The sequence below is a fragment of the Streptomyces sp. NPDC048606 genome (assembly GCF_040650855.1).
GTDB lineage: Bacteria > Actinomycetota > Actinomycetes > Streptomycetales > Streptomycetaceae > Streptomyces.
Genome location: NZ_JBEZIB010000041.1, coordinates 46,314 through 69,245, shown reverse-complemented (window position 1 = coordinate 69,245; position 22,932 = coordinate 46,314). Strand labels below are relative to the sequence as shown.

General features: G+C 73.0%; 19 protein-coding genes. 12 read left to right on the top strand and 7 right to left on the bottom strand.

What is annotated here, in order from left to right; translation table 11 throughout:
• Positions 1 to 200 precede the first annotated feature (200 nt).
• Positions 201 to 728, bottom strand: coding sequence for a DUF4245 domain-containing protein (locus AB0D01_RS33565; RefSeq protein WP_363062016.1), 528 nt, complete (start codon positions 726 to 728; stop codon positions 201 to 203).
• A 235-nt stretch (positions 729 to 963) separates the two neighbouring features.
• Between AB0D01_RS33565 and glpX the strand changes: the two genes are divergently transcribed.
• Complete coding sequence (gene glpX, locus AB0D01_RS33560) at positions 964 to 1,995, top strand: class II fructose-bisphosphatase (protein ID WP_249767597.1); 1,032 nt, start codon at positions 964 to 966, stop codon at positions 1,993 to 1,995.
• Between the two features lie 271 nt (positions 1,996 to 2,266).
• Here the strand turns inward: glpX and AB0D01_RS33555 are convergent, their stop codons facing one another.
• Positions 2,267 to 2,668 (bottom strand): WhiB family transcriptional regulator, encoded by a 402-nt coding sequence (locus AB0D01_RS33555; protein ID WP_363062011.1) that lies wholly within the window; start codon positions 2,666 to 2,668, stop codon positions 2,267 to 2,269.
• Between the two features lie 192 nt (positions 2,669 to 2,860).
• Positions 2,861 to 3,535 carry a DUF1707 domain-containing protein gene (locus AB0D01_RS33550; protein ID WP_363062009.1) on the bottom strand — a complete coding sequence of 225 codons (675 nt, stop codon included), beginning with the start codon at positions 3,533 to 3,535 and terminating at the stop codon, positions 2,861 to 2,863.
• Between the two features lie 138 nt (positions 3,536 to 3,673).
• Between AB0D01_RS33550 and AB0D01_RS33545 the strand changes: the two genes are divergently transcribed.
• Positions 3,674 to 5,347 (top strand): fumarate hydratase, encoded by a 1,674-nt coding sequence (locus tag AB0D01_RS33545; protein ID WP_363062007.1) that lies wholly within the window; start codon positions 3,674 to 3,676, stop codon positions 5,345 to 5,347.
• A gap of 139 nt (positions 5,348 to 5,486) precedes the next feature.
• Complete coding sequence (locus AB0D01_RS33540) at positions 5,487 to 6,137, top strand: hypothetical protein (protein ID WP_363062005.1); 651 nt, start codon at positions 5,487 to 5,489, stop codon at positions 6,135 to 6,137.
• 13 nt (positions 6,138 to 6,150) lie between these two features.
• Here the strand turns inward: AB0D01_RS33540 and AB0D01_RS33535 are convergent, their stop codons facing one another.
• A complete protein-coding gene (locus AB0D01_RS33535) occupies positions 6,151 to 6,507 on the bottom strand; it encodes a hypothetical protein (RefSeq protein ID WP_363062003.1) in 357 nt (118 codons plus the stop codon).
• A gap of 52 nt (positions 6,508 to 6,559) precedes the next feature.
• Here AB0D01_RS33535 and AB0D01_RS33530 point away from each other — a divergent pair, with 52 nt between their 5' ends.
• Entirely contained in the window at positions 6,560 to 7,327 is a 768-nt protein-coding gene (locus AB0D01_RS33530; RefSeq protein ID WP_363062001.1) for a glycerophosphodiester phosphodiesterase family protein, read from the top strand.
• 81 nt (positions 7,328 to 7,408) lie between these two features.
• Here AB0D01_RS33530 and AB0D01_RS33525 read toward each other — a convergent pair whose 3' ends face one another.
• On the bottom strand, positions 7,409 to 8,938 hold the full coding sequence (locus tag AB0D01_RS33525; protein WP_363061999.1) for a ricin-type beta-trefoil lectin domain protein: 1,530 nt from the start codon (positions 8,936 to 8,938) through the stop codon (positions 7,409 to 7,411).
• A gap of 107 nt (positions 8,939 to 9,045) precedes the next feature.
• On the opposite strand from AB0D01_RS33525, the gene AB0D01_RS33520 reads away from it, so the two are divergent.
• From AB0D01_RS33520 to AB0D01_RS33510, 3 genes are all read left to right on the top strand, one after another.
• Positions 9,046 to 10,473 carry a class II fumarate hydratase gene (locus AB0D01_RS33520; RefSeq protein ID WP_363061997.1) on the top strand — a complete coding sequence of 476 codons (1,428 nt, stop codon included), beginning with the start codon at positions 9,046 to 9,048 and terminating at the stop codon, positions 10,471 to 10,473.
• A 119-nt stretch (positions 10,474 to 10,592) separates the two neighbouring features.
• Complete coding sequence (locus AB0D01_RS33515; RefSeq protein ID WP_363061995.1) at positions 10,593 to 11,402, top strand: DUF402 domain-containing protein; 810 nt, start codon at positions 10,593 to 10,595, stop codon at positions 11,400 to 11,402.
• A 251-nt stretch (positions 11,403 to 11,653) separates the two neighbouring features.
• Positions 11,654 to 13,783 carry an ATP-binding SpoIIE family protein phosphatase gene (locus AB0D01_RS33510; protein ID WP_363061993.1) on the top strand — a complete coding sequence of 710 codons (2,130 nt, stop codon included), beginning with the start codon at positions 11,654 to 11,656 and terminating at the stop codon, positions 13,781 to 13,783.
• 73 nt (positions 13,784 to 13,856) lie between these two features.
• Here AB0D01_RS33510 and AB0D01_RS33505 read toward each other — a convergent pair whose 3' ends face one another.
• Positions 13,857 to 16,145, bottom strand: a complete 2,289-nt coding sequence (locus AB0D01_RS33505; protein ID WP_363061991.1) for a transglycosylase domain-containing protein — start codon at positions 16,143 to 16,145, stop codon at positions 13,857 to 13,859.
• A 243-nt stretch (positions 16,146 to 16,388) separates the two neighbouring features.
• Between AB0D01_RS33505 and AB0D01_RS33500 the strand changes: the two genes are divergently transcribed.
• Both AB0D01_RS33500 and AB0D01_RS33495 read left to right on the top strand, forming a co-directional pair.
• Complete coding sequence (locus AB0D01_RS33500) at positions 16,389 to 17,300, top strand: SPFH domain-containing protein (RefSeq protein ID WP_363061989.1); 912 nt, start codon at positions 16,389 to 16,391, stop codon at positions 17,298 to 17,300.
• A gap of 86 nt (positions 17,301 to 17,386) precedes the next feature.
• On the top strand, positions 17,387 to 17,572 hold the full coding sequence (locus AB0D01_RS33495; protein WP_363062014.1) for a hypothetical protein: 186 nt from the start codon (positions 17,387 to 17,389) through the stop codon (positions 17,570 to 17,572).
• Between the two features lie 103 nt (positions 17,573 to 17,675).
• Here AB0D01_RS33495 and AB0D01_RS33490 read toward each other — a convergent pair whose 3' ends face one another.
• Complete coding sequence (locus tag AB0D01_RS33490; protein ID WP_363061987.1) at positions 17,676 to 19,157, bottom strand: DUF2079 domain-containing protein; 1,482 nt, start codon at positions 19,155 to 19,157, stop codon at positions 17,676 to 17,678.
• A 202-nt stretch (positions 19,158 to 19,359) separates the two neighbouring features.
• On the opposite strand from AB0D01_RS33490, the gene AB0D01_RS33485 reads away from it, so the two are divergent.
• From AB0D01_RS33485 to AB0D01_RS33475, 3 genes are read left to right on the top strand one after another with little or no spacing between them, the layout of a single operon-like run.
• Positions 19,360 to 19,884: a PadR family transcriptional regulator gene (locus AB0D01_RS33485; protein WP_363061985.1), complete on the top strand. Its 525-nt coding sequence runs from the start codon at positions 19,360 to 19,362 to the stop codon at positions 19,882 to 19,884.
• Positions 19,881 to 20,567, top strand: a complete 687-nt coding sequence (locus AB0D01_RS33480) for an ABC transporter ATP-binding protein (RefSeq protein ID WP_363061983.1) — start codon at positions 19,881 to 19,883, stop codon at positions 20,565 to 20,567. The genes AB0D01_RS33485 and AB0D01_RS33480 overlap by 4 nt, the downstream gene beginning before the upstream one ends.
• Positions 20,564 to 22,915 carry an FtsX-like permease family protein gene (locus AB0D01_RS33475; protein WP_363061981.1) on the top strand — a complete coding sequence of 784 codons (2,352 nt, stop codon included), beginning with the start codon at positions 20,564 to 20,566 and terminating at the stop codon, positions 22,913 to 22,915. Before AB0D01_RS33480 ends, AB0D01_RS33475 begins: the two co-directional genes overlap by 4 nt.
• Positions 22,916 to 22,932: the final 17 nt, after the last annotated feature.

The window sequence follows — 22,932 nt, the reverse complement described above, 5'->3', positions numbered from 1 at the left end:
ATTTAAAACCCCATTTCCCACACACCCTTAACACCCCCCGGCCCCCCCCCCCGCCCCCCCCCCCCCCCCCCCCCCCCCCCGCCGGGGCCCCCCTTCCGCGTGTTCGGGCGCTCGCGCGCCGCGCGCCCACGGGTCCACCGGGGCGCCGGGGCACCGCGACGCCGAGGCGCCGAGGCGCCGGGCCTACGGGGTCTACCGTTCTACGGCGTCTGCGGACCCTGCTTGAACTCCAGCGCCGCGGCCATCGCCGTCAGCCGGTCGGCCGGCGCCGTACCGGTCACGACCGTCACGAAGCCCTGCTCGCGCAGGACCAGGGCGTCGTACTTCTCGCCGTCCCAGCGCTCCCAGGAGCGGTCGCCGATCTGCTGGGTCTGCCCCGTGGCCCTGGCCTTCTGGGTGACCTTGGTGACGTACTTCTCCGAGGTGTCGGTGGACTGCTCCACCGCCACGTACTCGCGGTCCGGGTCCTGGAAGCCCAGGTGCCAGGCGTTCGCGTTCTTGCGCTCGTAGGTGACCGACGTCGCCCGCCACTCCTGGGGGAGCCCCAGGGGCACCGCCACCGGGTACGGGGCCGCGCGCCGGGCCGTCAGGGTCTCGACCCGGTAGTCGACCGTGCGCGTCGGGTCGGCCTCGTCGTCGTGCGGGACGAAGAGGTAGATCCCCGCCACGACGACACCGATCACCGCCAACGAGCGGACCATGTCCCAGACCGTCTGCTTGCCTTTCATACCTGCCACGCCCCCATCGTCCCGCATGGCCGCCGGCGATCACCGACGGGGTCGGGCGTGGCGTGCGCGCCGCGCGCTCCACACGGGAGGGACGTGCCGCAAGATGTCCGCTCAGGCCAACCGAACGACCGATATTCCGCTCATACGTGACCCGCTCTGCTCAATATGTCGACGTACCGATAGAGTTCCAGCACCCTCACATCCCGGCCGTCGTCGTACAGAAAGGTGCGCTCCGATGACCGAGCACAACCTGCCGCCCCAGCTCGAAGTCTCTCCCGAAGCCCCCGACCGCAACCTGGCCCTCGAACTCGTACGGGTCACCGAGGCCGCCGCCCTGGCCGCGGGCCGGTGGGTCGGCCGCGGTGACAAGCTCGGCGCCGACGGCGCCGCGGTCAACGCGATGCGCACCCTGATCTCCACCGTCTCGATGAACGGCGTCGTCGTCATCGGCGAGGGCGAGAAGGACGAAGCTCCGATGCTCTTCAACGGCGAGCGGGTCGGCGACGGCACGGGCGCCGAGGTCGACATCGCCGTCGACCCGATCGACGGCACCACCCTGAACGCCAAGGGCATGCCGAACGCGATCGCCGTCCTGGCCGCCGCCGAGCGCGGCTCGATGTTCGACCCGTCCGCCGTGTTCTACATGGAGAAGCTCGTCACCGGCCCCGAGGCCGCCGACTTCGTGGACATCAACGCCCCCGTCTCGGTCAACATCCGCCGGGTCGCCAAGGCCAAGAACATGGCCGTCGAGGACGTCACCGTCGTCATCCTGGACCGCCCCCGCCACGAGGGCATGGTCAAGGAGATCCGCGAGACGGGCGCCCGCATCAAATTCATCTCGGACGGCGACGTCGCCGGTTCGGTCATGGCGGTGCGCGAGGGCACCGGCGTGGACCTGCTCCTGGGCATCGGCGGCACCCCCGAGGGCATCATCTCGGCCTGCGCCATAAAGTGCCTCGGCGGCACGATCCAGGGCAAGCTGTGGCCGAAGGACGAGGCCGAGCGCCAGAAGGCCCTCGACGCGGGCCACGACCTGGACCGCGTCCTGCACACCAACGACCTGGTGTCCGGCGAGAACGTCTTCTTCGTCGCCACCGGCATCACGGACGGCGAACTGCTGCGCGGCGTCCACTACCGCTCCGAGACCGCGACGACCTCCTCGCTGGTCATGCGCTCGAAGTCGGGCACGATCCGCCAGATCGACTCCACGCACCGCCTGTCGAAGCTGCGCGCGTACAGCGCGATCGACTTCGACCGCGCGAAGTAGCGGGGGTACGCGGCTTCGGCCGGTGACGGTACGACGGAGGGGCGGTCCCGGTGCGGGGGACCGCCCCTCCGTCGCGTGCGGGGGCACGGAGCGCTGAGCGCGGCTCGCGGCTCGCTCGCGCGGGGTCCGCGGACGTCGTGGGTCGCGGGAGCCCGGTGTCCGGTGTCCCGCGGGCGTCGTGGGTCCGCGGAGACGAGGTCGAGGGGCGGGGCCGGCGGAAGGGGCGGGGCCGGCGGGAGGGCGGAAGTGCCGGACGCGGGGTCCGAGCCGCTCAGCCGGCGGCGGCCACGGGGCCGGACGCGGCCGCGCCCGGGAGCAGCTCGGCGGCCCTGCGCCGCCTGCGGCCCAGCACCACGCGGCGTTCGGCGGCGGTGAGGCCGCCCCAGACGCCGTAGGGCTCGGGCTGGAGGAGGGCGTGCTCACGACAGGCGACCATCACGGGGCAGCGGGCGCAGACGCGCTTGGCCGCCTCCTCACGGGCCAGTCGGGCGGCGGTCGGCTCCTTGGAGGGCGCGAAGAACAGGCCCGCCTCGTCCCTGCGGCACACCGCCTCCGCGTGCCATGGGCCGTCCTCCTCCCGGTCCGCCACCCGCGGCTTCGGCACGGCGGCCGGGCGCGTCTGAAGGCTCTGGACGGCGGCTGCCTGCAGGGACTGATGCGGCGGATGCGGCACGGTCTACTCCTGACGACGTATACGCGAGCGAGACACGATGCACCTGTCCCTACCCGCTGTGCGTGCCCCTATGCACTGTGTGCCACCGGGGGCGGGAGGTTCGACCGAAATACGATGCCCGCGCGAGGCGCGTGTGCATGCCGTGCCGCGGGCGCGGGACGCGTCGGGCGCGTCCCGGCGCGCGGGGAGGCCTCAGCCTTCGAGGCGCTTGCGGAGCCTGAGGGCGAGGTCGACCAGGCGGGCCCCGAGCTTGGGGCGGGCCTCGATGTTGCCGAGGAGGGAGAACCCCCGCACGATCACGACGGGCGCCTGCGGGTCGGTCTCGCCGCGGCTCTCGCCGCGCACCTCGAAGTTGCCGAGGACCCCGCTCCCGTAGCCGCGCAGGGTGACGTTCTCGGGGACGAGCACCTCGACGTTGCCGAGTACGCAGGTCACGTTGATCTCGGTGATCTGCTGTTCGAAGACGGCCTCGGTGAGGTCGATGGTGATGTCGCCCATGACGGAGACCGCGCGGGTGTGCGCCGCGGGGCGCCAGCGGCCCTTGCGGGCGGAGCTGCTGCACACCGCGACGACGGTCTCGACGGGGCCGACCGCGGGCCTGGTCGCGCCGGTGTACGGGGCGGCCGGCGCGGCGGCGGGAGCGCCGGCCGGGAGGTCGCGCACGAGGGCGTCGAGTTCGCCGACGGTCTTGCGCGCGTAGAGGGAATCGAGCCGTTCGGAGTGCTCCTCGGCGGTCAGCCGGCCCTCGGCCACGGCGTCGGCGAGGATCTGCGCGATCCGGTCCCGGTCGGCGTCGGAGGCGCGCAGCTCTGCGGGGGCGGCGGCCGCGGGGGCGCCGGGGGCGGCGGGGTGCTTTTCCAGGTCCACGTCGCCCAGCATAGCGAGACACGATAGATCGCGATACTGCCGACTGAGCCTTACCTCACAAACACAGCCGCGCCGGGACGTTCTACGCTGGTGAGTCGCGCTGCCAAAAGGTCGCCAGCGCAGTCTGCCGAGTGAGGAATGGCCACCATGCCGGAGTTCGCGTACACCGACCTGCTGCCCTTGGGCGAGGACACCACCCCGTACCGGCTGGTGACCTCGGAGGGCGTCTCGACCTTCGAGGCCGACGGCCGTACGTTCCTCAAGGTCGAGCCCGAGGCGCTGCGCAAGCTCGCCGAAGAGGCCGTCCACGACATCCAGCACTTCCTGCGCCCGGCGCACCTGGCGCAGCTGCGTCGGATCATCGACGACCCGGAGGCCTCGTCGAACGACAAGTTCGTCGCGCTGGACCTCCTCAAGAACGCGAACATCGCGGCGGCCGGCGTCCTGCCGATGTGCCAGGACACGGGCACGGCGATCGTGATGGGCAAGCGCGGCCAGAACGTCCTCACCGAGGGCGGCGACGAGGCGGCCCTCTCGCGCGGCATCTACGACGCCTACACGCGCCTGAACCTGCGGTACTCGCAGATGGCCCCGCTCACCATGTGGGAGGAGAAGAACACCGGCTCGAACCTGCCCGCGCAGATCGAGCTGTACGCGACCGACGGCGGCGCGTACAAGTTCCTCTTCATGGCCAAGGGCGGCGGCTCCGCGAACAAGTCCTTCCTCTACCAGGAGACGAAGGCGGTCCTCAACGAGGCCTCCATGATGAAGTTCCTGGAGGAGAAGATCCGCTCGCTCGGCACGGCGGCCTGCCCGCCGTACCACCTGGCGATCGTCGTCGGCGGCACCTCCGCCGAGCACGCGCTGAAGACCGCGAAGTACGCCTCCGCCCACTACCTGGACGAGCTGCCGCGCGAGGGCTCCCCGCTGGGCCACGGCTTCCGCGACGAGGCCCTGGAGCAGCAGGTCTTCGAGCTGACGCAGAAGATCGGCATCGGCGCGCAGTTCGGCGGCAAGTACTTCTGCCACGACGTCCGCGTCGTGCGCCTGCCGCGCCACGGCGCGTCCCTGCCGGTCGCCATCGCCGTGTCCTGCTCCGCGGACCGCCAGGCCACCGCGAAGATCACCGCCGAGGGCGTCTTCCTGGAGCAGCTGGAGCGCGACCCCGCGCGCTTCCTGCCGGAGACCACCGACGCGCACCTGGACGAGTCGGCGGACGTGGTCTCCATCGACCTGAACCGGCCGATGGACGAGATCCTCGCGACCCTGACCAAGCACCCGGTCAAGACCCGCCTGAGCCTCACCGGTCCCCTGGTCGTGGCGCGCGACATCGCGCACGCCAAGATCAAGGAGCTGCTGGACTCGGGCGCCGAGATGCCGCAGTACCTCAAGGACCACCCGGTGTACTACGCGGGCCCCGCGAAGACCCCCGAGGGCTACGCCTCCGGTTCCTTCGGCCCGACCACGGCCGGCCGCATGGACTCCTACGTCGAGCAGTTCCAGGCGGCGGGCGGCTCCAAGGTCATGCTGGCCAAGGGCAACCGCTCGCAGCAGGTGACCGACGCGTGCGGCACGCACGGCGGCTTCTACCTCGGCTCGATCGGCGGCCCCGCGGCGCGCCTGGCGCAGGACTGCATCAAGAAGGTCGAGGTCCTGGAGTACGAGGAGCTCGGCATGGAGGCGGTCTGGAAGATCGAGGTCGAGGACTTCCCGGCGTTCATCGTCGTGGACGACAAGGGCAACGACTTCTTCCAGAACCCGGCCCCGGAGCCGACGTTCACCCACATCCCGGTGCGCGGCCCGGGTCTGTAGCGCGCGTGGACGAGGGGCCCTCCGCCGAACGGCGCAGGGCCCCTCTCGCGTGTCTGCCGAACGGCGGATGGAGCGCGGGGCGTCGGGCGGCGAGGCTTCTGCCGTACCCGAACACGCCGTACGGACAGAGGAGTTCACGATGAGGACCCGCACCCGCACCCGCACCCGCACCCGCACCCGCGCCCTGGCCTTCGCCGGATCCGCCGCGCTGCTCGCGACGCTGATCGCGGCGGCCCCCGCCCCGGCGGCCCCGGCGGCGAAGCTCGCCGCCGTCCACGGCGCGGCCGCGGTGCTGTACGCCTACTCCCCGGACGACGACATCCGCTTCACGGTCGACGCACAGGCGGCCCCCTTCACCCGGCCGTTCCCGGACCCGCAGGGCCGAAACGGGCTCCCGACGGACGCCCGCGGCAAGGTCACCGTCTACCACCACTCCCCCGAGCACGGCGTCACCGGTACGTCCGAGGCCGAGGTGGACTGCCTGGTGACGGGCGGGAGGACCGCGACCGTCACGGCCGTGGTCACCAAGTCGAACGTCGACGCCGTGGGCCGGCGGATCGGCATCAGCGTCCACGACGGCGGGCGGGGCGAGCCGGACCGCCTGGGCTTCTCCTGGGGCGTCGCCAACCTCGACCCGCCGCGCCAGGACCCGGACGGCGGCGTCGCCAAGCCGTCCGCGGGCACCTGCATGGCCCCCGCCCCCTTCACGGAGGTCGTCGAGGGCGGCTTCAAGGTCACCCCGGCCCCCCTCCCGCCCCTCCCGAAGACCCAGCCGAAGACCGCCCGGTAGCCCCGGTCACGGCTCACGGCGGCGGGGCCGTCAGGTACCGGGCCTCCACGGGGGTGGCCCGGTACCCCCGCGTCCGCGCCGCCACGACCTCGGCGATGCTCAGCCCGTACACCCGGCGCAGCAGCGCGATCGGCACCCCGTCGGGCCCGCCCACGCTCAGGTGGACGGCGCCCTCGCGGGCGAGGATCGCCTCCCGGATCCACGGCGGCGGTACGCCCCGGCCCCGGTCGCAGGCCAGTACCTCGTAGCGCGGGCAGTGTTCGGTCGCCTCCCAGCGCAGCTCGCCGCCTTCGACGTACTGCCGTTCCTCCCGGACGCACTCCTCGCAGGGCTCGCAGTGCAGGACCACGTACATCTGCCGTTCCACCATCCGCGCAGCATGCGGTACCGGGGCGTTCCCCGCATGCGGATAACGTCGGGGCATGACGCACACGCAGCTCCGTACCGCCCGCGCCACCCGGGTGGTCGCCCATCGTGGGGCGTCCCACGAGCATCCCGAGCACACGATCGAGGCCTACCGGCAGGCCATCGCCGACGGGGCGGACGCGCTGGAGTGCGACGTGCGGCTGAGCGCCGACGGGCGGTTGGTGTGCGTGCACGACCGGCGGGTGGAGCGGACCTCGGACGGGCGCGGGGTGGTGTCCGCGATGGCCTACGAGGAGCTCGCCGCCCTCGACTTCGGCGGCTGGAAGGGCCCGGAGCACCGGGGGGCGCGGGTGCTGCTCTTCGAGGAGCTGCTGAAGGAGGCGCTGGCCGCGGACCGGCCCGTCGGGCTGGCCGTCGAGACCAAGCACCCCACGCGCGCCGGCGGTCGGCTGGAGGCGGAGCTGGTGCGGGTGCTCGGGGAGCACGGGCTCGCGGACGGCGCCTCGGGGCTCGTCGAGGTGATGAGCTTCTCGCGGACCGCGCTGTCCCGGTTGCACCGGCTGGCGCCGGGCCTGCCGGCGGTGTACCTCATCGAGCGACGGCTGCGGCCGGCGCGCCCGCCGTTCGCGGGGCACGCGGGGCCCGGGATCGACCTCGTGCGCAGGGACCCGGGGCTGGTGGGGCGGCTGAAGGCGAAGGGGCTGTCGGTGCGGGTGTGGACCGTGGACGAGCCCGAGGACGTGGAGCTGTGCCTGCGCCTGGGGGTGGACACCATCATCACGAACCGGCCGCGCGAGGTGCGGGAGCTGCTGGCCGGGAGGTGATCACCCGGCCGGGGTGCGCCGGCCGGGTGCGGGGGGTCGTACGGGATTCGTGCGGGGTTCGTGCGGCGGAGCGGGAGCGGGTTACGCGAAGCGCTGGTTCGCCGAGCCGTCGCAGGAGCGCAGGCGCAGCTGCTCGTGGGCGGCGGCCACCGTCAGGCACATGCCCGGGGCGGAGGCGGGGCGCAGGGTGGAGCCCTCGCGGACGAACTGCTGGTTGGCGCCGCCGTGGCAGTTCCAGACGATCACGCCGACCCCGTTGCCGTAGTCGGCGCCGGGGACGTCCAGGCAGCGGTCGTGCGTCAGCTCGACGTGGACGGACTTCTTCGCGGCGTCGTACCACCAGCCCTGGTTGCGTCCGCCGTGGCAGTCCCAGGCGACGACCCTGGTGCCGTTGGCGCTGGAGCCGCCGAAGGTGTCGAGGCAGTTGGCGGTGGCCTCGTTGCGCAGGGGCCGGTAGAGGTCGTCCCAGGCCCCGGCCTGGAGGACGGGGGTTCCGGTGCTCGCCGGGTCGGCGCAGGAGGCCTCACGCAGGCCCGAGCCGTAGAACTGGGTCAGGCAGGAGGCGAAGGCCCCGTGGCCCCGGTAGTTGGGGTGGAAGGACTGGCGGGCGGTGTTCTCGTCCCACGGGAAGTGGTCGCCGAGGTCCAGGTAGAGCCCGCGGGCCCAGGTGTCCTCCATGCAGACCTCGTGCCCGTGGAAGAGGCGGGAGTTGTCGAGGTAGAGGGCGCCGGAGTCGCGGGCGGCGGCGCGCATGCCCTTCTCGAAGGTGGGGACGGCGTGGTTGCGGCCCCAGGTGGCGTCGGAGTCGTAGCCGGCGCAGCCGCCGGGGAGCTTGCCGGGGAAGTTCGGGTTGTCGCCGAAGTCGGGGCCGATCGGGCTGGGGTAGCCCATCACCACGAGCTTGTAGTCGGAGTCGGCGTACCCGGCCTGGCGCATGACGGTCTTCAGGTCGCCGACCGTGGCCTCGACCTTGGGCTTCAGGCCGTCGACGCGGGCCTGCCAGCCGGGTGCGTACTTGGGTTCGCAGGTCCCCTGGCTGAGGATCCACCGGGTGACGCAGTCGGTCATCACGGGGCCGAACTGGAGGTCGTCGTTGGCGCCCGCGACCAGGAGCACCATCTTGATGCGCGTGTTGCGGGCCTTGATGGCGAGGCTGTCGCTCTGCACGAGCTCGTCGGCGTACTGCTTGGCGCCGCCGATGCGGATGTTGCCGGTGTAGCCGCCGGAGCAGGCGACGTTGAAGGTCAGGTCGGCGGGGATGCCGGTGCGGTGGATCGCCGCGTCCGGGGAGCGGTGGCACTGGTTGGAGGGGGTGTTGGTGGCGGGGTCGTAGTTGCCGACGCCCTCGCCCGAGATCTCGCTGTCGCCGAGGGAGATGAGCCCGGTCTTGCGGTTCGCGAGCGGGCGGATCGCGGGGTCCCCGTAGATCCGGGTGGCCTCGGCGGCCCGGACGGCCTCCAGTTCCGGCGGCAGGGGCGTGATCGCGACGGTCGCGGCGGGGGCCGCCTGGGCCATGGGGGTGATGGCCGTGACGCCCCCGAGGGCGGCCGCGAGGGCCGCCACCACGGCGAAGGTAGATCTGAACCTGGGTTTCGTACGGGCACGTGCCATGAACGCCTCCCCGATATCGGTGTTACCACCGGTATTTACTGGCCAGTAGGCGCGATGGGAACAGTTCGAACAAGACAATTGCTCAAGTTTCCGAGGAGGCAACGAACATGACCCACGATCAGCAGGGCGACCAGGCCGACCCGCAGGGCGACGGCCACCGCGTCGAGCACGACTCCATGGGCGAGGTGCGGGTCCCCGCACACGCCAAGTGGCGGGCCCAGACCCAGCGCGCGGTCGAGAACTTCCCGCTCTCCGGGCGACGCCTGGAGCGGGCGCACATCGAGGCACTGGCGCGCGTCAAGGCGGCCGCGGCCCTGGTCAACGAGCGGCTCGGGGTGATCGACGCGGAGGTCGCGGGGGCCGTCCGCGCCGCCGCCGAGGAGGTCGCCGAGGGCCGCTGGGACGACCACTTCCCCGTCGACGTGTTCCAGACCGGCTCGGGGACCTCGTCGAACATGAACGCCAACGAGGTCATCGCCACCCTCGCCACCGAGCGGCTCGGGCGCGAGGTCCACCCCAACGACCACGTCAACGCCTCGCAGAGCTCCAACGACGTCTTCCCGTCCTCCATCCACATCGCCGCGACCGCCGCCGTCACCGGCGAGCTGATCCCGGCGCTGGAGCACCTCGCCGCCGCCCTGGAGGACAAGGCCGCCGAGTTCGCCGACGTGGTCAAGGCCGGGCGCACCCACCTGATGGACGCCACCCCGGTCACCCTGGGCCAGGAGTTCGGCGGGTACGCCGCCCAGGTCCGCCACGGCGTCGAACGGCTGCGCGCGGCGCTGCCCCGGCTCGCCGAACTGCCGCTGGGCGGCACGGCCGTGGGCACGGGCATCAACACCCCGCCCGGCTTCTCCGCCGCCGTGATCGCGGAGGTGGCGGCGGCCACGGGGCTGCCGCTGACCGAGGCCCGCGACCACTTCGAGGCCCAGGGGGCGCGGGACGCCCTGGTGGAGACCTCCGGGATGCTGCGCACCGTCGCCGTGTCGCTCACGAAGATCTGCAACGACCTGCGCTGGATGGCCTCGGGCCCGCGCACGGGATTGGCCGAAATCAATCTGCCGGATCTTCAGCCCGGGTCCTCGATCATGCCCGGAAAGGTCAATCCGGTCGTCCCCGAGGCCGTGTTGATGATCGCCGCCCAGGTGATGGGGAACGACGCCACGGTCGCCGTGGCGGGTGCCTCCGGCAATTTCGAGCTCAACGTGATGCTCCCCGTCATGGCCCGGAACCTGCTCGAATCGATCCGACTGCTCGGCAACGGCAGCCGGCTGCTGGCCGACCGCACCGTGGCCGGGATCACCGCCAACGTCGAGCGGGCCAGGGAGTACGCCGAATCCTCGCCCTCCGTGGTGACCCCGCTGAACCGGTACATCGGCTACGAGGAGGCCGCCAAGGTGGCCAAGCGCGCCCTGGCCGAACGCAAGACCATCCGGGAGGTCGTCCTGGAGTCCGGCCACGTCGAACGCGGCGCGCTCACCCTGGAACAGCTCGACGAGGCCCTGGACGTGCTCGGCATGACGCGACCGCGGTAGGTTCCGCGCGGCCGTGAACGATCCCCGGACAGGGGCCGAATCCGGTCGTTTACGCTCCCCGGACACGTCCGTGACCTGCACCGCAGCATCCCCGGGGGCCACAGCCCTAAGATCTGCGCATGACAGGTACCGACAGGTCCGGGGGCGGCGCCGCCCGACACGAGCCGCTCGACGCGGCACCGAGCGCGGCACCGAGCGCGGCGCGGGGCACGGCACCGGGAGCGGCGCGGGGCGCGGCACGGGGCGCGGCGACCGTACGGGCCGCCGCGCCCGCCGGCCGTTGGGCCCCCGGGGAACAGATCCTGTGGCGGTACCGCGACCACGCCCCGGGCATCGACGGCGGGATCCACATCTGCCGTCCGGTGACGGTCGTGCGGGACACCGACGAGCTGCTGGCCGTGTGGATGGCCCCCGGCACCGAGTGCGTCAAGCCGGTGCTCGCCGACGGCTCCTCCGTCCACCAGGAACCGCTGGGCACCCGCTACACCGCGCCGCGCACCACCGCCCGGTCGCGGTGGTTCGGCGCGGGCGTGCTGAAGCTGGCCCGGCCGGACGAGCCCTGGTCGGTGTGGCTGTTCTGGGACCGGGACTGGAACCTGCGCAACTGGTACGTGAACCTGGAGCGGCCGCGCACCCGCTGGTCCGGCGGCGTGGACTCCGAGGACCACTTCCTCGACATCGCCGTCTACCCCGACCGCAGTTGGAAGTGGCTGGACGAGGACGAGTTCGCCCAGGCGCAGAAGAGCGGCCTGATGGACGCGCGGCAGGCCCGGCGGGTGGAGGAGGCGGGGCGCGCCGCGGTGGAGGTGATCGAGGCCTGGGGCCCGCCGTTCGGCGACGGCTGGCAGCACTGGCGGCCCGATCCGGCCTGGAAGGTTCCGGTTCTGCCCGAGGACTGGGACCGCACCCCGGCGCATATGACCTCATGAGACCCTTGATGCGCCCCCGGGGTGCAAACGTAGGATCGGCCTCCGCTGGTCGTACGCGGTGCGCCCCCTGGGCACCGTAACCGCAAATCACCTGCGGGGACCGGTACTTGATCAGGCGTCGACGCGGACGAGAGGTAACGAGCGGGACGCGGAAACGGGGGGTGGTGGTGCCCCGGCCGCTGAGCGGGTATACCGCGACTGACCGAGTTGAGTGCAGCGCACATCGAGCGCAAACGGACGGAATTCCACGCGTGACGGAGTACCCCACCTCTCAGGAGGGCCCGCAGCCCGCCGGTCCCGCCGGCGCGGGCACGGACGAGGCAGGCCACGGCAAGGCCCCGATCGCGGCCGCCGAGGCCGTACGCACGCATGCTCAGGTTCCGGTCGCCGGGCAGAGCGGCGCATCGGCCGACGTCCCGCGCCCGCGCGGCGCCACCGGCCCCGGACCCAACCCCGGACCCGGCGAGGGTTCCCGGGGCGCCGCCCACGGTCCGGCCGACACCGGGCCCCCGGACGGGCTCACCCGGGACGGCGAGGCCGCCCGCAACGCCGGCCGGCGCGAGGGCGAGCCGCCCGCGGGCGGCGGCGGGATCGCCGGCGCGGGCGGCGGGGAGCCGGCCGCGGCCCGGCGCGAGGGCGACCGGCTGCGGTTCGTCGGCGCCGCCACCCGCCGGATCGCCCGCGGCATCGACCTCGACGAGATCGTGCTCGGACTGTGCCGGGCGACGGTCCCGACGTTCTCCGACGCGATCCTCGTCTACCTGCGCGACCCGCTGCCCGTCGGGGACGAGCGGCCGGTCGGACCGGTCGTTTTAAGGCTGCGGCGCACCGACCGGCTCCGGCCGATCGACGACCTGACCGACGGCGGGGAGGGCGCCGGGGCCGCGGGGGCCCCGGGCGAGCTCGACTTCAGCCAGCTGCCGCTGGTCGGTCCGCAGGGTGACCTGCCGGCCGCCGAGCTGTGCGAGATCCGGCCCGGCGGGGGCCTCGCCGAGGTGCTGCGCGGCGTACGGCCGGTCTTCGGGTCCGCCGCCGGCGCCAAGGGGGCGCTGCCCGAGCTGCTGGGCGCGGAGCATCCCGTGCCGCGCGGGCAGCGGGCCATCCTGGCGCCGCTGCGGGGCCGTCGGCGCGTGATCGGCGCGGCGGTGTTCCTGCGCACCCCCGAGCGGCCCGCCTTCGAGCAGAACGACCTGCTGGTCGCCGCCCAACTGGCCACCCACACCGCGCTCGGCATCGACAAGGCCGTGCTCTACGGCCGCGAGGCCTACATCGCCGACGAGCTCCAGCGCACGATGCTGCCCGACGGCCTCCCCCAGCCCACCGGGGTCCGGCTCGCCTCCCGCTACCTGCCGGCCGCCGAGACGGCCCGGGTCGGCGGCGACTGGTACGACGCCATACCGCTGCCCGGCAGCCGCGTCGCGCTGGTCGTCGGCGACGTCATGGGCCACTCCATGACCTCGGCCGCGATCATGGGCCAGCTGCGCACCACCGCGCAGACCCTCGCCCAGCTGGACCTGCCGCCGGCCGAGGTGCTGCACCACCTCGACGAGCAGGCGCAGCGGCTCGGCTCCGACCGCATGGCCACCTGCCTGTACGCGGTCTACGACCCGGTCTCGCACCGGATCACCATCGCCAACGCGGGCCACCCGCCGCCGGTGCTGCTGCACCTGGGCGGGCGGGCCGAGGTGCTGCGCGTACCGCCGGGCGCCCCGATCGGGGTCGGCGGAGTGGACTTCGAGGCCGTGGAGCTGGACGCCCCGGCCGGGGCCACCCTGCTGCTGTACACGGACGGGCTGGTGGAGTCGCGGCTGCGGGACGTGTGGACCGGCATCGAGCAGTTGCGCGAGCGTCTGGCGACCACCGCGCAGTTGACGGGGCTGGACCATTCGCCGCCGCTGGAGGCCCTCTGCGACGACGTCCTGGACATGCTGGGCCCCGGGGACCGGGACGACGACATCGCCCTGCTGGCGGCCCGTTTCGAGGGCATCGCGCCCAGCGACGTGGCGTACTGGTTCCTGGACCCGGAGGAGACCGCCCCGGGGCGGGCCCGCCGCTTCGCGCGGCGCGCGCTGGCCCGTTGGGGCCTGGAGGAGCTGAGCGACTCGCTGGAGCTGCTGGTCAGCGAGGTGGTCACCAATGCCGTGCGGTACGCGGAGCGGCCGGTGACCCTGCGGCTGCTGCGTACGGACGTGCTGCGCTGCGAGGTCGGCGACGACTCCCCGCAGCTGCCGCGCCAGCGCCGGGCCCGGGACACCGACGAGGGCGGGCGCGGCCTGTTCCTGGTCAACCGGCTGGCCCGGCGGTGGGGCGCGACGCGGCTCAGCAGCGGCAAGGTGGTCTGGTTCGAGCTGCCGTTGCCGGGGTCGCACGAGCGGCGCTGAACGGCTCCGGACGCGAAGGCGCCCCGCGGCGTGATCGCCGCGGGGCGCCTTCGTGTCGTGGGCCGGGCGGTGGCTACCGCTGCGGCTGCTCGTTCGGGATGACCGGCGGCGTCGGGTCCTTGGTCGGCGGCGTCGGGTTCTTCGTCGGCGGCGTCGGGTTCTTGGTCGGCGGCGTCGGGTTCTTCGTGGGCGGCGACGGGTCGGGCTTGCCGGAGCCGTTGCTGCCGCTGGGGTCCGGGGTGCCGGACGGGCGGGTGCCGGAGCTGGACGGCGACGGCGAGGCCGAGGTGGTCGGGCCGGTCGTCGGGACCGCGCTGCGGGTCGGCGCGGCCGGGGCGCCCATCTTGGCGTCCGACAGGTCGAACTCGCCGGTGTTGACGCCGGCCAGCGCGGCCGTCGTGTACGCCTGCCAGATCTGCGCGGGGAAGCTGGAGCCGCCCGCGCGGCCCTTGCCGGCCGTACCGGTCAGGGTGACCTGGTTGTGCGAGTTGGGGTCCTCGCCGAACATCGCGACGACGGTGACGAGCTCCGGGGTGTAGCCGGTGAACCAGGCGGCGACGTTCGACTCGGTGGTACCGGTCTTGCCGGCGGCCTCGTAGGCGGAGCTGCGGACGGCCTTGCCGGAACCCTCCGCGACCACGCCGGTCAGCACCTTGGTGACGGTGTCGGCGGTCTCGCGCTTGAGGACCTGCGCGCCCATCGGGTTGACGGGCTTGAACTCGCCGTCCTTGTGCTCGGCCTGCTTGACGATGGTCGGGGTGACCTTCTTGCCGTGGTTGCCGAGGGTGGCGTAGACGCCGGCCATCTCCAGGGTGTTGGCGCTCATGGTGCCGAGCGACATGGCGGGCGCGTCGGCGGGCCAGGCGTCGCGGTCGACCATGCCGAGGGCGAGGGCCGTCTTCTTGGTGGCCTGCGGCTTGGCGTCGACGATCATCTGGGCGTAGACGGAGTTCACGGAGGAGTTGGTGGCCTCCTGGACCGTGATCATCGGGTCGCCGTAGTTGATGTCGTCCTGGTTCTGCGGGTTGAACGGGGTCGCGCTGCCCACGACCTTGCGGCGGCTGGTGCCGTCGTAGAGCGCGTTCGGGGTGATCGGCTTGCCGTCCTGGGTGGTGGCTCCGGTGTCCAGGGCGGTGGCGAGCACGACCGGCTTGAAGGTCGAGCCCGGCTGGTAGTCGGTGCGCAGGGCGTTGCTCTCGGACTTCTCCGTCAGGCCCACGCCGCCGTACATGGCGACGATCCCGCCGGTCTTGGCGTCGACGGAGGTGGCGCCGGCCTGGACGCTCTGGTCCTGGGGGCGGTCCTTGGTGTTCTTGCGGTCCAGCTTGGATTCGAGCTCGTCCTGGACGGCCTTCTCCAGGGCGGCCTGCTTCTTCTTGTCGATGTTCAGGGTGATCGTCCAGCCGCCGGCGGCGATGTCGCCGTCCTTGTAGCCCTGCTTGTTCAGCTCGTCGTTGGCGGCCTGGACGAGGTAGCCCTTCTGGCCCTCCATGCCCGGACGGGGCTTGGGCTTGATGGGCTCCTGGAACTTCAGTTCCTTGCGCTTGGCCGCGTCCAGCTTGCCCATCTCGACCATGTTGTCGAGGACGGCGTTGAAGCGGATCATGACGAGTCGCTTGCCGTTGGGGCCGGCGGTCGCCCAGTCGTACTGGCTGGGGGCCTGGATGACGGCGGCCAGGTAGGCGCCCTGCTCCAGGGTCAGCTTGTCGGCGTCGACGCCGTAGAAGGCCTGGGCGGCGGCCTGGATGCCGTAGGCGTTGCGGCCGTAGAAGTTGGTGTTGAGGTAACCGGCGAGGATCTCGTTCTTGTCCATGCGCTGGTCGACCTTCAGCGCGATGACGAGCTCGCGGAGCTTGCGCGTCGGCGACTGGTCCTGGGTGAGGTAGTAGTTCTTGACGTACTGCTGGGTGATCGTCGAACCACCGGCCTTGCCCTTGCCGGTCGCGGTGTTGAACAGACCGCGGGCGACGCCGATCACGTCGATGCCGCTGTCCTTGTAGAACGTCTTGTTCTCGATGGCGATGAACGCGGTGCGTACGTCCTCGGAGATCTTGTCGATCGAGACGATCTCGCGGTTCATGCTGCCCGTGCGGGCCATGACCGAGCCGTCGGAGTACTTGTACGTGTTGCTCTGGAGCGTCGCCGTCTTGTTCGGGTCGCTGGGCTCGTCCACCGAGAAGTAGAGGATGAACGCGCCGGCCACGAGGAGCAGCAGCCCTCCGAGGAAGGTGCCCAGGATCGTCTTCCAGGTGAAGAAGCGGCGTATGCCACCGCGCTTGTCGGACGACTTGCCCTCTCGCCCGCCCGGCGCCTTCCGCGCACCGCGCTGCTGTTGCGCTCGTCGCGCGTCTGCTCGGCCCATCGCTCCCGCTCCGCTCGATTACCCCCCCGACGTCAGCTCAGAAAACTAACACCGCAGGCTGTGACAAAGGTTGCTTAACCCTGATCAATACCGGTCATTTCGGACGTGAGAATCAGCACCCACGCCATTGGAACCGACGCTCATAAGACCAGAAGGGTTGCGGCGGCGTCGTAAAGTGATATCACTTTGATAGGAGCACCGGTCGACCACGGCCGGACGCAACCAAGTAAACGGGGGCATTCCATGACAGCGACAACGGACAGGCGAACGGGCGAGGTACGGGAGTTCGCGGCCCGCAGCATCGGCGGTGGACCGGCCCTGGTTCTGGGCCTGTTGGGGACGGCGGCGGGGGTCGCGCTGATCTTCCTCGGCACCTCGCTGTCCTCCGTGGCGGCCGCGGTGACGCTGATCGCGCTCGGCGTCCTGCTGGTCCTCGCCCAGGCGCTCGCGCTCAGCGGGCTGAACACCGTGGCCCCGGGCGAGGCCCGGGTGGTCCAGCTCTTCGGACGCTACCGGGGCACGATCCGCGAGGACGGACTGCGCTGGGTCAACCCCTTCACCTCCCGCCGCCGGATCTCCACCCGGGTCCGCAACCACGAGACGCCCGTACTGAAGGTCAACGACGCCTACGGCAACCCCATCGAACTGGCGGCGGTCGTGGTGTGGCGGGTGGCCGACACCGCGCGGGCGGTGTTCGAGGTCGAGGACTTCACGGAGTTCGTCGAGACGCAGACCGAGGCGGCGGTCCGCCACATCGCCATCGAGTACCCCTACGACGGCCACGACGAGGACGCCCTGTCCCTGCGCGGCAACGCCGAGGAGATCACCGAGAAGCTCGCGCTCGAACTGGCCACCCGCGTCGACGCGGCAGGCGTGCAGATCATCGAGTCCCGCTTCACGCATCTCGCGTACGCTCCGGAGATCGCCTCCGCGATGCTCCAGCGCCAGCAGGCCGGAGCGGTCGTGGCGGCCCGCAAGCAGATCGTCGAGGGCGCGGTGGGCATGGTGGAACTGGCCCTGACCCGACTGGCCGAGGAGGACATCGTGGACCTCGACCCCGAGCGGAAGGCCAGCATGGTCTCGAACCTGATGGTCGTGCTCTGCGGCGACCGCGCGGCCCAGCCCGTCATCAACGCGGGCACCCTCTACCAGTGAGCCCCGCCGGCGGCGCCCGGCCCGAGGGCGAGGACGAGGACCGGCCCGCCAAGCCGGCGCGGGGCGGGCGCCAGGCGCGCAAACAGGTGCTGCTGCGCCTCGACCCCCAGGTGTACGACTCCCTCGCGCGCTGGGCGGGCGAGGAGCTGCGCAGCGCGAACGCGCAGATCGAGTTCCTGCTCCGCAGGGCCCTGGCGGAATCCGGCCGGCTGCCGGGCGGGGCGGCGCCGATACCGCCGCGCGGCCGCCCGCGCGCCACACCGGACCCCTGACGCCGCGAGCCCCGACGACCGGCCCCCGCGCCACGCGGGGGCCCGTACGCGACGCGCCGTGCGCCGCGCCCCGACACCGGGGCACGGCGCACGGCCGGCGCCCTCAGTCGGTACGGCGCAGCAGGACGAAGCCGGATTCGGCGGCCTCGGTGCGGTAGCCGTCGTCCCGGGCCCGCTGGAGGGCGATCGACTCCTCGGGCACCGACAGCGGCCAACGCCGGTCCATCGGGATCCAGGTGTCCACGATGATCCACTGCGGCGCCGGCCTGCTGTCGGGCCACCCGAACACGCTGACGGCGGTCCGGCTCGTCAGCTGGGGCACGAGCTGGTCGGAGGCCTGCACGGTGGCCCCGTCGGGGATCCGCCCCAGCAGTCGCTGCGCGACCGCGACCCGGGGGTCGGTCTTCCAGGTGACCGGGTCGGCCACCTGCCACAGGGCGTGCGAGGGCAGCAGTGCCAGGCAGACGCCCGCCGCGCCGAGCAGGTACCGGCGCAGGCCGGCCGGGGTGGTCCCGCGCCGGTGCAGGGCGTCCACGAAGGCCGCGAAGACGATCGGCATCAGGACCAGCGAGTAGTGGTACCCGGTCCCCCAGTGCGCCGCGTAGTCCGAGCCGAAGCGCCACACGAGCGTCGGGACGGCCACCCACGCGAGGGGGGAGCGGACGGCCAGGAAGAGGGTCGGCGCCCACACCAGCACCAGGGTCGCGGCCTTCGTCTCGGGGGTGACCAGCCCGACCGTGAAGCGCCGTACGAGTTCCAGCGGCCCGCCGCCTCCCCCGCCGCCCGTGCCGTGGGAGAGGAAGTACCCCTCGAACCCCTGCGGGTGCAGGGCCGGCAGCACCACCGCCATCACCGCCACCGCCCCCGCCAGGCCCGCGAGGGCGAGGGCCAGGGCGGTGCGCCGCGCGGGCCGGCCGCCGCGCAGGGCGATCACCAGCCCGATCGCCACCACCGTGAGCCCGAGGTCCTCCTTGACCAGCAGCAGCGGCAGGGCCCAGCAGGCGGCGGCCCGCATCCTGCCCTCGCCCAGCGCGGTCAGGGAGAAGGCCAGCAGCGGGACGGCGAAGGCCACCTCGTGGAAGTCGTAGCCGACGCCGCTCGCCAGCCCCCAGGACAGTCCGTAGGCCAGGCCGATCACGACGCCGGCCCGCGTGCCGAGCGTGCGGTGCGCCCACCGGGCGAGGGGCACCGCGCTGACCGCGATCAGCGCGGCCTGCGCCACGAGCAGGGTCTCGGTGGCCGGCCACACCCGGTACAGCGGCCCCAACAGGGCCAGCACCGGGGAGAAGTGGTCTCCCAGGACCGGGAAGTCGGGCCCCTTGATCTCGGAGACGGGCAACCGGCCGGCCGCGTAGGAACGCACCGCCTGCTCGAAGATCCCGAGATCGAAGCTGCGCGAGAGCAGCCGGTGGTGCAGGCGCAGGGAGACGGCCGCGTAGAGGAGGAAGAGGCCGCCGGCGAGGGCCGGGATCCACCAGGGGGTACCCGTGCGGGAGGGGCGGGGGGCGGGCGTGCGGGCGTCCGGCGCGCCCTGTTGCGAGGGGACGGCGGCGGTGTCGGCGGCGTCGGCGGGCAATCCCTGCATGGTGCGCCTTTCGGGTTGCGGGAGGACCGTGCCCCAACGTGCCGGCCGCGCGCGGGCACCGCCCCGAAGCCCGGCCCGAGCCGTGCGCACCGGGCGCGGAGTCCCTACGAATGGCGGCAGGGCCCGCCCCCCGCCCGGCCCCGGGACCGCTGCGCACCGCGTGTATACACCGTGCGTATACACACTGTGTATAGTCACCCGCATGTCCATCGGTCACACGCTCCTCGGCCTCCTGGAGGCCGGTCCGCGCCACGGGTACGACCTCAAGCGCGCCTTCGACGAGAAATTCGGCCACGACCGCCCCCTCGCCTACGGGCAGGTCTACTCGACCATGTCCCGCCTCCTGAAGAACGGCCTCGTCGAGGTCGACGGCACGGAGGTCGACGGCGGTCCCGAGCGCAAGCGCTACGCCATCACCGACGCCGGCATCACCGACGTCGCGACCTGGCTCGCCCAGCCCGAGAAGCCCGAGCCCTACCTCCAGTCCACCCTGTACACCAAGGTCGTCCTCGCCCTGCTCACCGGACGGGCCGCCCACGAACTGCTGGACACCCAGCGCGCCGAACACCTGCGGCTCATGCGCATCCTGACCCAGCGCAAGCGCAAGGGCGACTTCGCCGACCAGCTCGTCTGCGACCACGCCCTGTTCCACCTGGAGGCCGACCTGCGCTGGCTCGAACTGACCTCGGCCCGCCTCGACCAGCTCGCCCGGGAGGTACGCCGATGACCCCGGCCGGCACCCTGCTCTGCGCCACCGACCTGCACAAGACGTACGGCTCCACCAAGGCCCTCGACGGCGCGGCCTTCTCCGTCCACCCCGGCGAGGTCGTCGCCGTGATGGGCCCCTCCGGCTCCGGCAAGTCCACCCTGCTGCACTGCCTCGCCGGCATCGTCGCGCCCGACGCGGGCACCGTCACCTACGCCGGCCGCGAGCTGTCCGCCATGAAGGACTCCGAGCGCAGCGCCCTGCGCCGCTCCGAATTCGGCTTCGTCTTCCAGTTCGGGCAGCTCGTCCCCGAACTGACCTGCGTGGAGAACGTCGCCCTGCCGCTGCGCCTGACCGGCGTCAAGCGCCGGGAGGCCGAGGAGATGGCCCTGCACTGGATGGAACGGCTCCAGGTCGAGGACGTCGGCGCCAAGCGGCCCGGCGAGATCAGCGGCGGCCAGGGCCAGCGGGTCGCGGTGGCCCGCGCCCTGGTCACCCGCCCCCGGGTGATCTTCGCCGACGAACCCACCGGCGCGCTCGACTCCCTCAACGGCGAACTGGTCATGCAGCTGCTCACCGAGGCCGCCCGGTCCGCGAACGCCGCCGTCGTCCTCGTCACGCACGAGACCCGCGTGGCCGCCTACTCGGACCGCGAGATCGTGGTGCGCGACGGCCGGTCGCGGGACATGGAGCGGATCGTATGAGCACGCTCCGGGTGTGGACCCGCGACCTCGCGATGGGCGCCCGCTTCGCCTTCGGCGGCGGGCGCCAGGGATGGACCCGCACCCTGTTCACCGGTGTCGGCGTCGGACTCGGCGTCGCCCTCCTGCTGATCAGCACCGCGATACCGGGCGCGCTCTCCGCCCGCCACGACCGCGCCGACGCCCGCTCCACGCTGGGCTCGGCCCGCGTCGAGGCCGCCGGCCCGGACACCCTGCTGGTGGCCACGGTCAACCAGACCTACCACCGCCAGGACATCGAGGGCCTGATGCTGCGGGCGGAGGGCCCCCGCGCCCCCGTTCCGCCGGGGCTGCGGGCGATCCCCGGCGCGGGCGAGATGGCCGTCTCCCCCGCCCTGGGCCGCCTGCTCGCCTCCCCCGAGGGGACGCTGCTGCGCGAACGCCTCGACGCCCGGATCGTCGAGACCGTCTCCGACGCCGGCCTCACCGGCCCGGCCGAGCTCCTCTTCTACCTGGGCAGCGACACCCTCGCGGCGGGCGGGCCGGGCGACTACCGGACCACCCGGATCAACGCCTTCGCCCAGGCCGACGCGAGCCGCGACCTCGACCCGGTGCTGATGCTGCTGGTCGTCCTGACCTTCGTCGCGCTGCTGATGCCCGTCGGCGTGTTCGTCGCCGGCGCCGTCCGCTTCGGCGGCGAGCGGCGCGACCAGCGGCTCGCCGCGCTGCGCCTGGTGGGCGCCGACGCCCTGATGGTGCGTCGGATCGCGGCCGGCGAGGCCCTCGCCGGGGCGCTGGTCGGGCTGGTGCTCGGCGTGGGCTTCTTCCTGGCGGGCCGCGCCCTCGTGGGGTCGTTCTCCTTCGACCAGCGCAGCGTCTTCCCCGCCGACCTCGACCCCGCGCCGTGGCTGGCCCTGCTGGTCGCCGTGGCCGTCCCCGTGGCGGCCGTGGCCGTCACCCTGCTCACCCTGCGCCGGGTGACCATCGAACCGCTGGGCGTCGTACGGACGACCAAGGCGCGCCGGCGCCGGATCTGGTGGCGCCTGCTGCTGCCCCTGGCCGGGCTCGGTCTGCTCGTCCCGCTGACGGGACGCGGCAACGACCACGGGCGCTTCGGCGAGTGGCAGGTCAGCGGCGGCGTGGCGCTGCTGCTGGTCGGCATCACCGCCCTGCTGCCGTGGGTGTTGGAGCGGATCGTCGGCCGGCTCCCGGGCGGATCCGCGCCCTGGCAGCTCGCGGTGCGCCGGCTCCAGGTCGACAGCGCCGGCGCCGCCCGGCTGGTCAACGGCATCGCGGTCGCGGTCGCCGGGGCCATCGCCCTGCAGATGCTCTTCACGGGCGTCGAGGGCGAGTACGAGAGGACGACCCGCCAGGACCCGAGCCGCGCGACGATCTCGGTCCTGCTGCACTCGGGCAGCGAGTCCACGATCGACACCCTCGCCGGGGAGTTGGCCTCCGCCCCCGGCATCACCCGCACCGTCCCCCTCAGCACCTTCCGGGCCGCGCGGACCCCCTCGTCCGACGGAGCGTCCCTCCAGGTCACCGTCGGCACCTGCGACGCGCTGCGCGAGGTCGCCGAGATCGGTTCCTGCGCGGAGGGCGACGCCTTCGCCCTGAACGGCGGACCGCTGCCCGAACCCGGCGAGAGGCCGATCGCGGCCGGCGACCGGCTGTTCGCGGGCAACGTCGGCGACTACCGCGCCGCGGGCCTCCCGGACCAGAAGCCGGTGCAGTGGACCTTCCCGGCGAACCCCCGTACGGTCGCCCCGCGCGAGGACCCCGTCGGCGCCCTGCGCGAGGGGCTGCTCGTCACCCCGTCGGCGGCCCCGAAGGCCCTGGGGTTCTGGCAGTCGGCCCAGATCTTCGTCCAGGCCGACGAGGCCCTGCCGGACGCCCTGGACCGGGCCCGCAACGCCGCCTTCAAGGCGGACCCGTTCGCGACGGCCATGACCCTGCGGCAGACCGCGCCCGACGACACGTACGCCACGATCCGCGTCGGGCTGTGGTTCGGCGCGACCGGGGTGCTGATCCTGATCGGCACGAGCCTGCTGGTGTCCCAGCTGGACCAGCTGCGCGAGCGGCGCCGGCTGCTCGCCGCCCTGGTGGCCTTCGGCACCCCGCGCTCGACGCTGGCCCTGTCCGTGCTGTGGCAGGCGGCCCTGCCGGTCGCGCTCGGCCTGCTGCTCGCGACCGGTGTGGGTCTCGCGCTGGGCGCGACCCTGCTGCGGATGGCGGCCCGGCCCGCGCACGTCGACTGGTCCTCGGTGGCGGCGCTGACCGGCGCCGGCGCGGGCATGGTCGCCCTGGTGACCCTGCTGGGCCTGCCGGTGCTGCTGCGCCTGACCCGCCCGGACGGCCTGCGCACGGAGTGACGCCCGCCCCCGCCGCA

Coding starts and splice junctions, on each gene's coding strand:
- AB0D01_RS33485 (WP_363061985.1), top strand. CDS start 19,360: ATGTCCATCGGTCACACGCTCCTCGGCCTCCTGGAGGCCGGTCCGCGC.
- AB0D01_RS33535 (WP_363062003.1), bottom strand. CDS start 6,507: ATGGTGGAACGGCAGATGTACGTGGTCCTGCACTGCGAGCCCTGCGAG.
- AB0D01_RS33505 (WP_363061991.1), bottom strand. CDS start 16,145: ATGGGCCGAGCAGACGCGCGACGAGCGCAACAGCAGCGCGGTGCGCGG.
- AB0D01_RS33475 (WP_363061981.1), top strand. CDS start 20,564: ATGAGCACGCTCCGGGTGTGGACCCGCGACCTCGCGATGGGCGCCCGC.
- glpX (WP_249767597.1), top strand. CDS start 964: ATGACCGAGCACAACCTGCCGCCCCAGCTCGAAGTCTCTCCCGAAGCC.
- AB0D01_RS33565 (WP_363062016.1), bottom strand. CDS start 728: ATGAAAGGCAAGCAGACGGTCTGGGACATGGTCCGCTCGTTGGCGGTG.
- AB0D01_RS33480 (WP_363061983.1), top strand. CDS start 19,881: ATGACCCCGGCCGGCACCCTGCTCTGCGCCACCGACCTGCACAAGACG.
- AB0D01_RS33525 (WP_363061999.1), bottom strand. CDS start 8,938: ATGGCACGTGCCCGTACGAAACCCAGGTTCAGATCTACCTTCGCCGTG.
- AB0D01_RS33520 (WP_363061997.1), top strand. CDS start 9,046: ATGACCCACGATCAGCAGGGCGACCAGGCCGACCCGCAGGGCGACGGC.
- AB0D01_RS33540 (WP_363062005.1), top strand. CDS start 5,487: ATGAGGACCCGCACCCGCACCCGCACCCGCACCCGCACCCGCGCCCTG.
- AB0D01_RS33545 (WP_363062007.1), top strand. CDS start 3,674: ATGGCCACCATGCCGGAGTTCGCGTACACCGACCTGCTGCCCTTGGGC.
- AB0D01_RS33500 (WP_363061989.1), top strand. CDS start 16,389: ATGACAGCGACAACGGACAGGCGAACGGGCGAGGTACGGGAGTTCGCG.
- AB0D01_RS33490 (WP_363061987.1), bottom strand. CDS start 19,157: ATGCAGGGATTGCCCGCCGACGCCGCCGACACCGCCGCCGTCCCCTCG.
- AB0D01_RS33530 (WP_363062001.1), top strand. CDS start 6,560: ATGACGCACACGCAGCTCCGTACCGCCCGCGCCACCCGGGTGGTCGCC.
- AB0D01_RS33515 (WP_363061995.1), top strand. CDS start 10,593: ATGACAGGTACCGACAGGTCCGGGGGCGGCGCCGCCCGACACGAGCCG.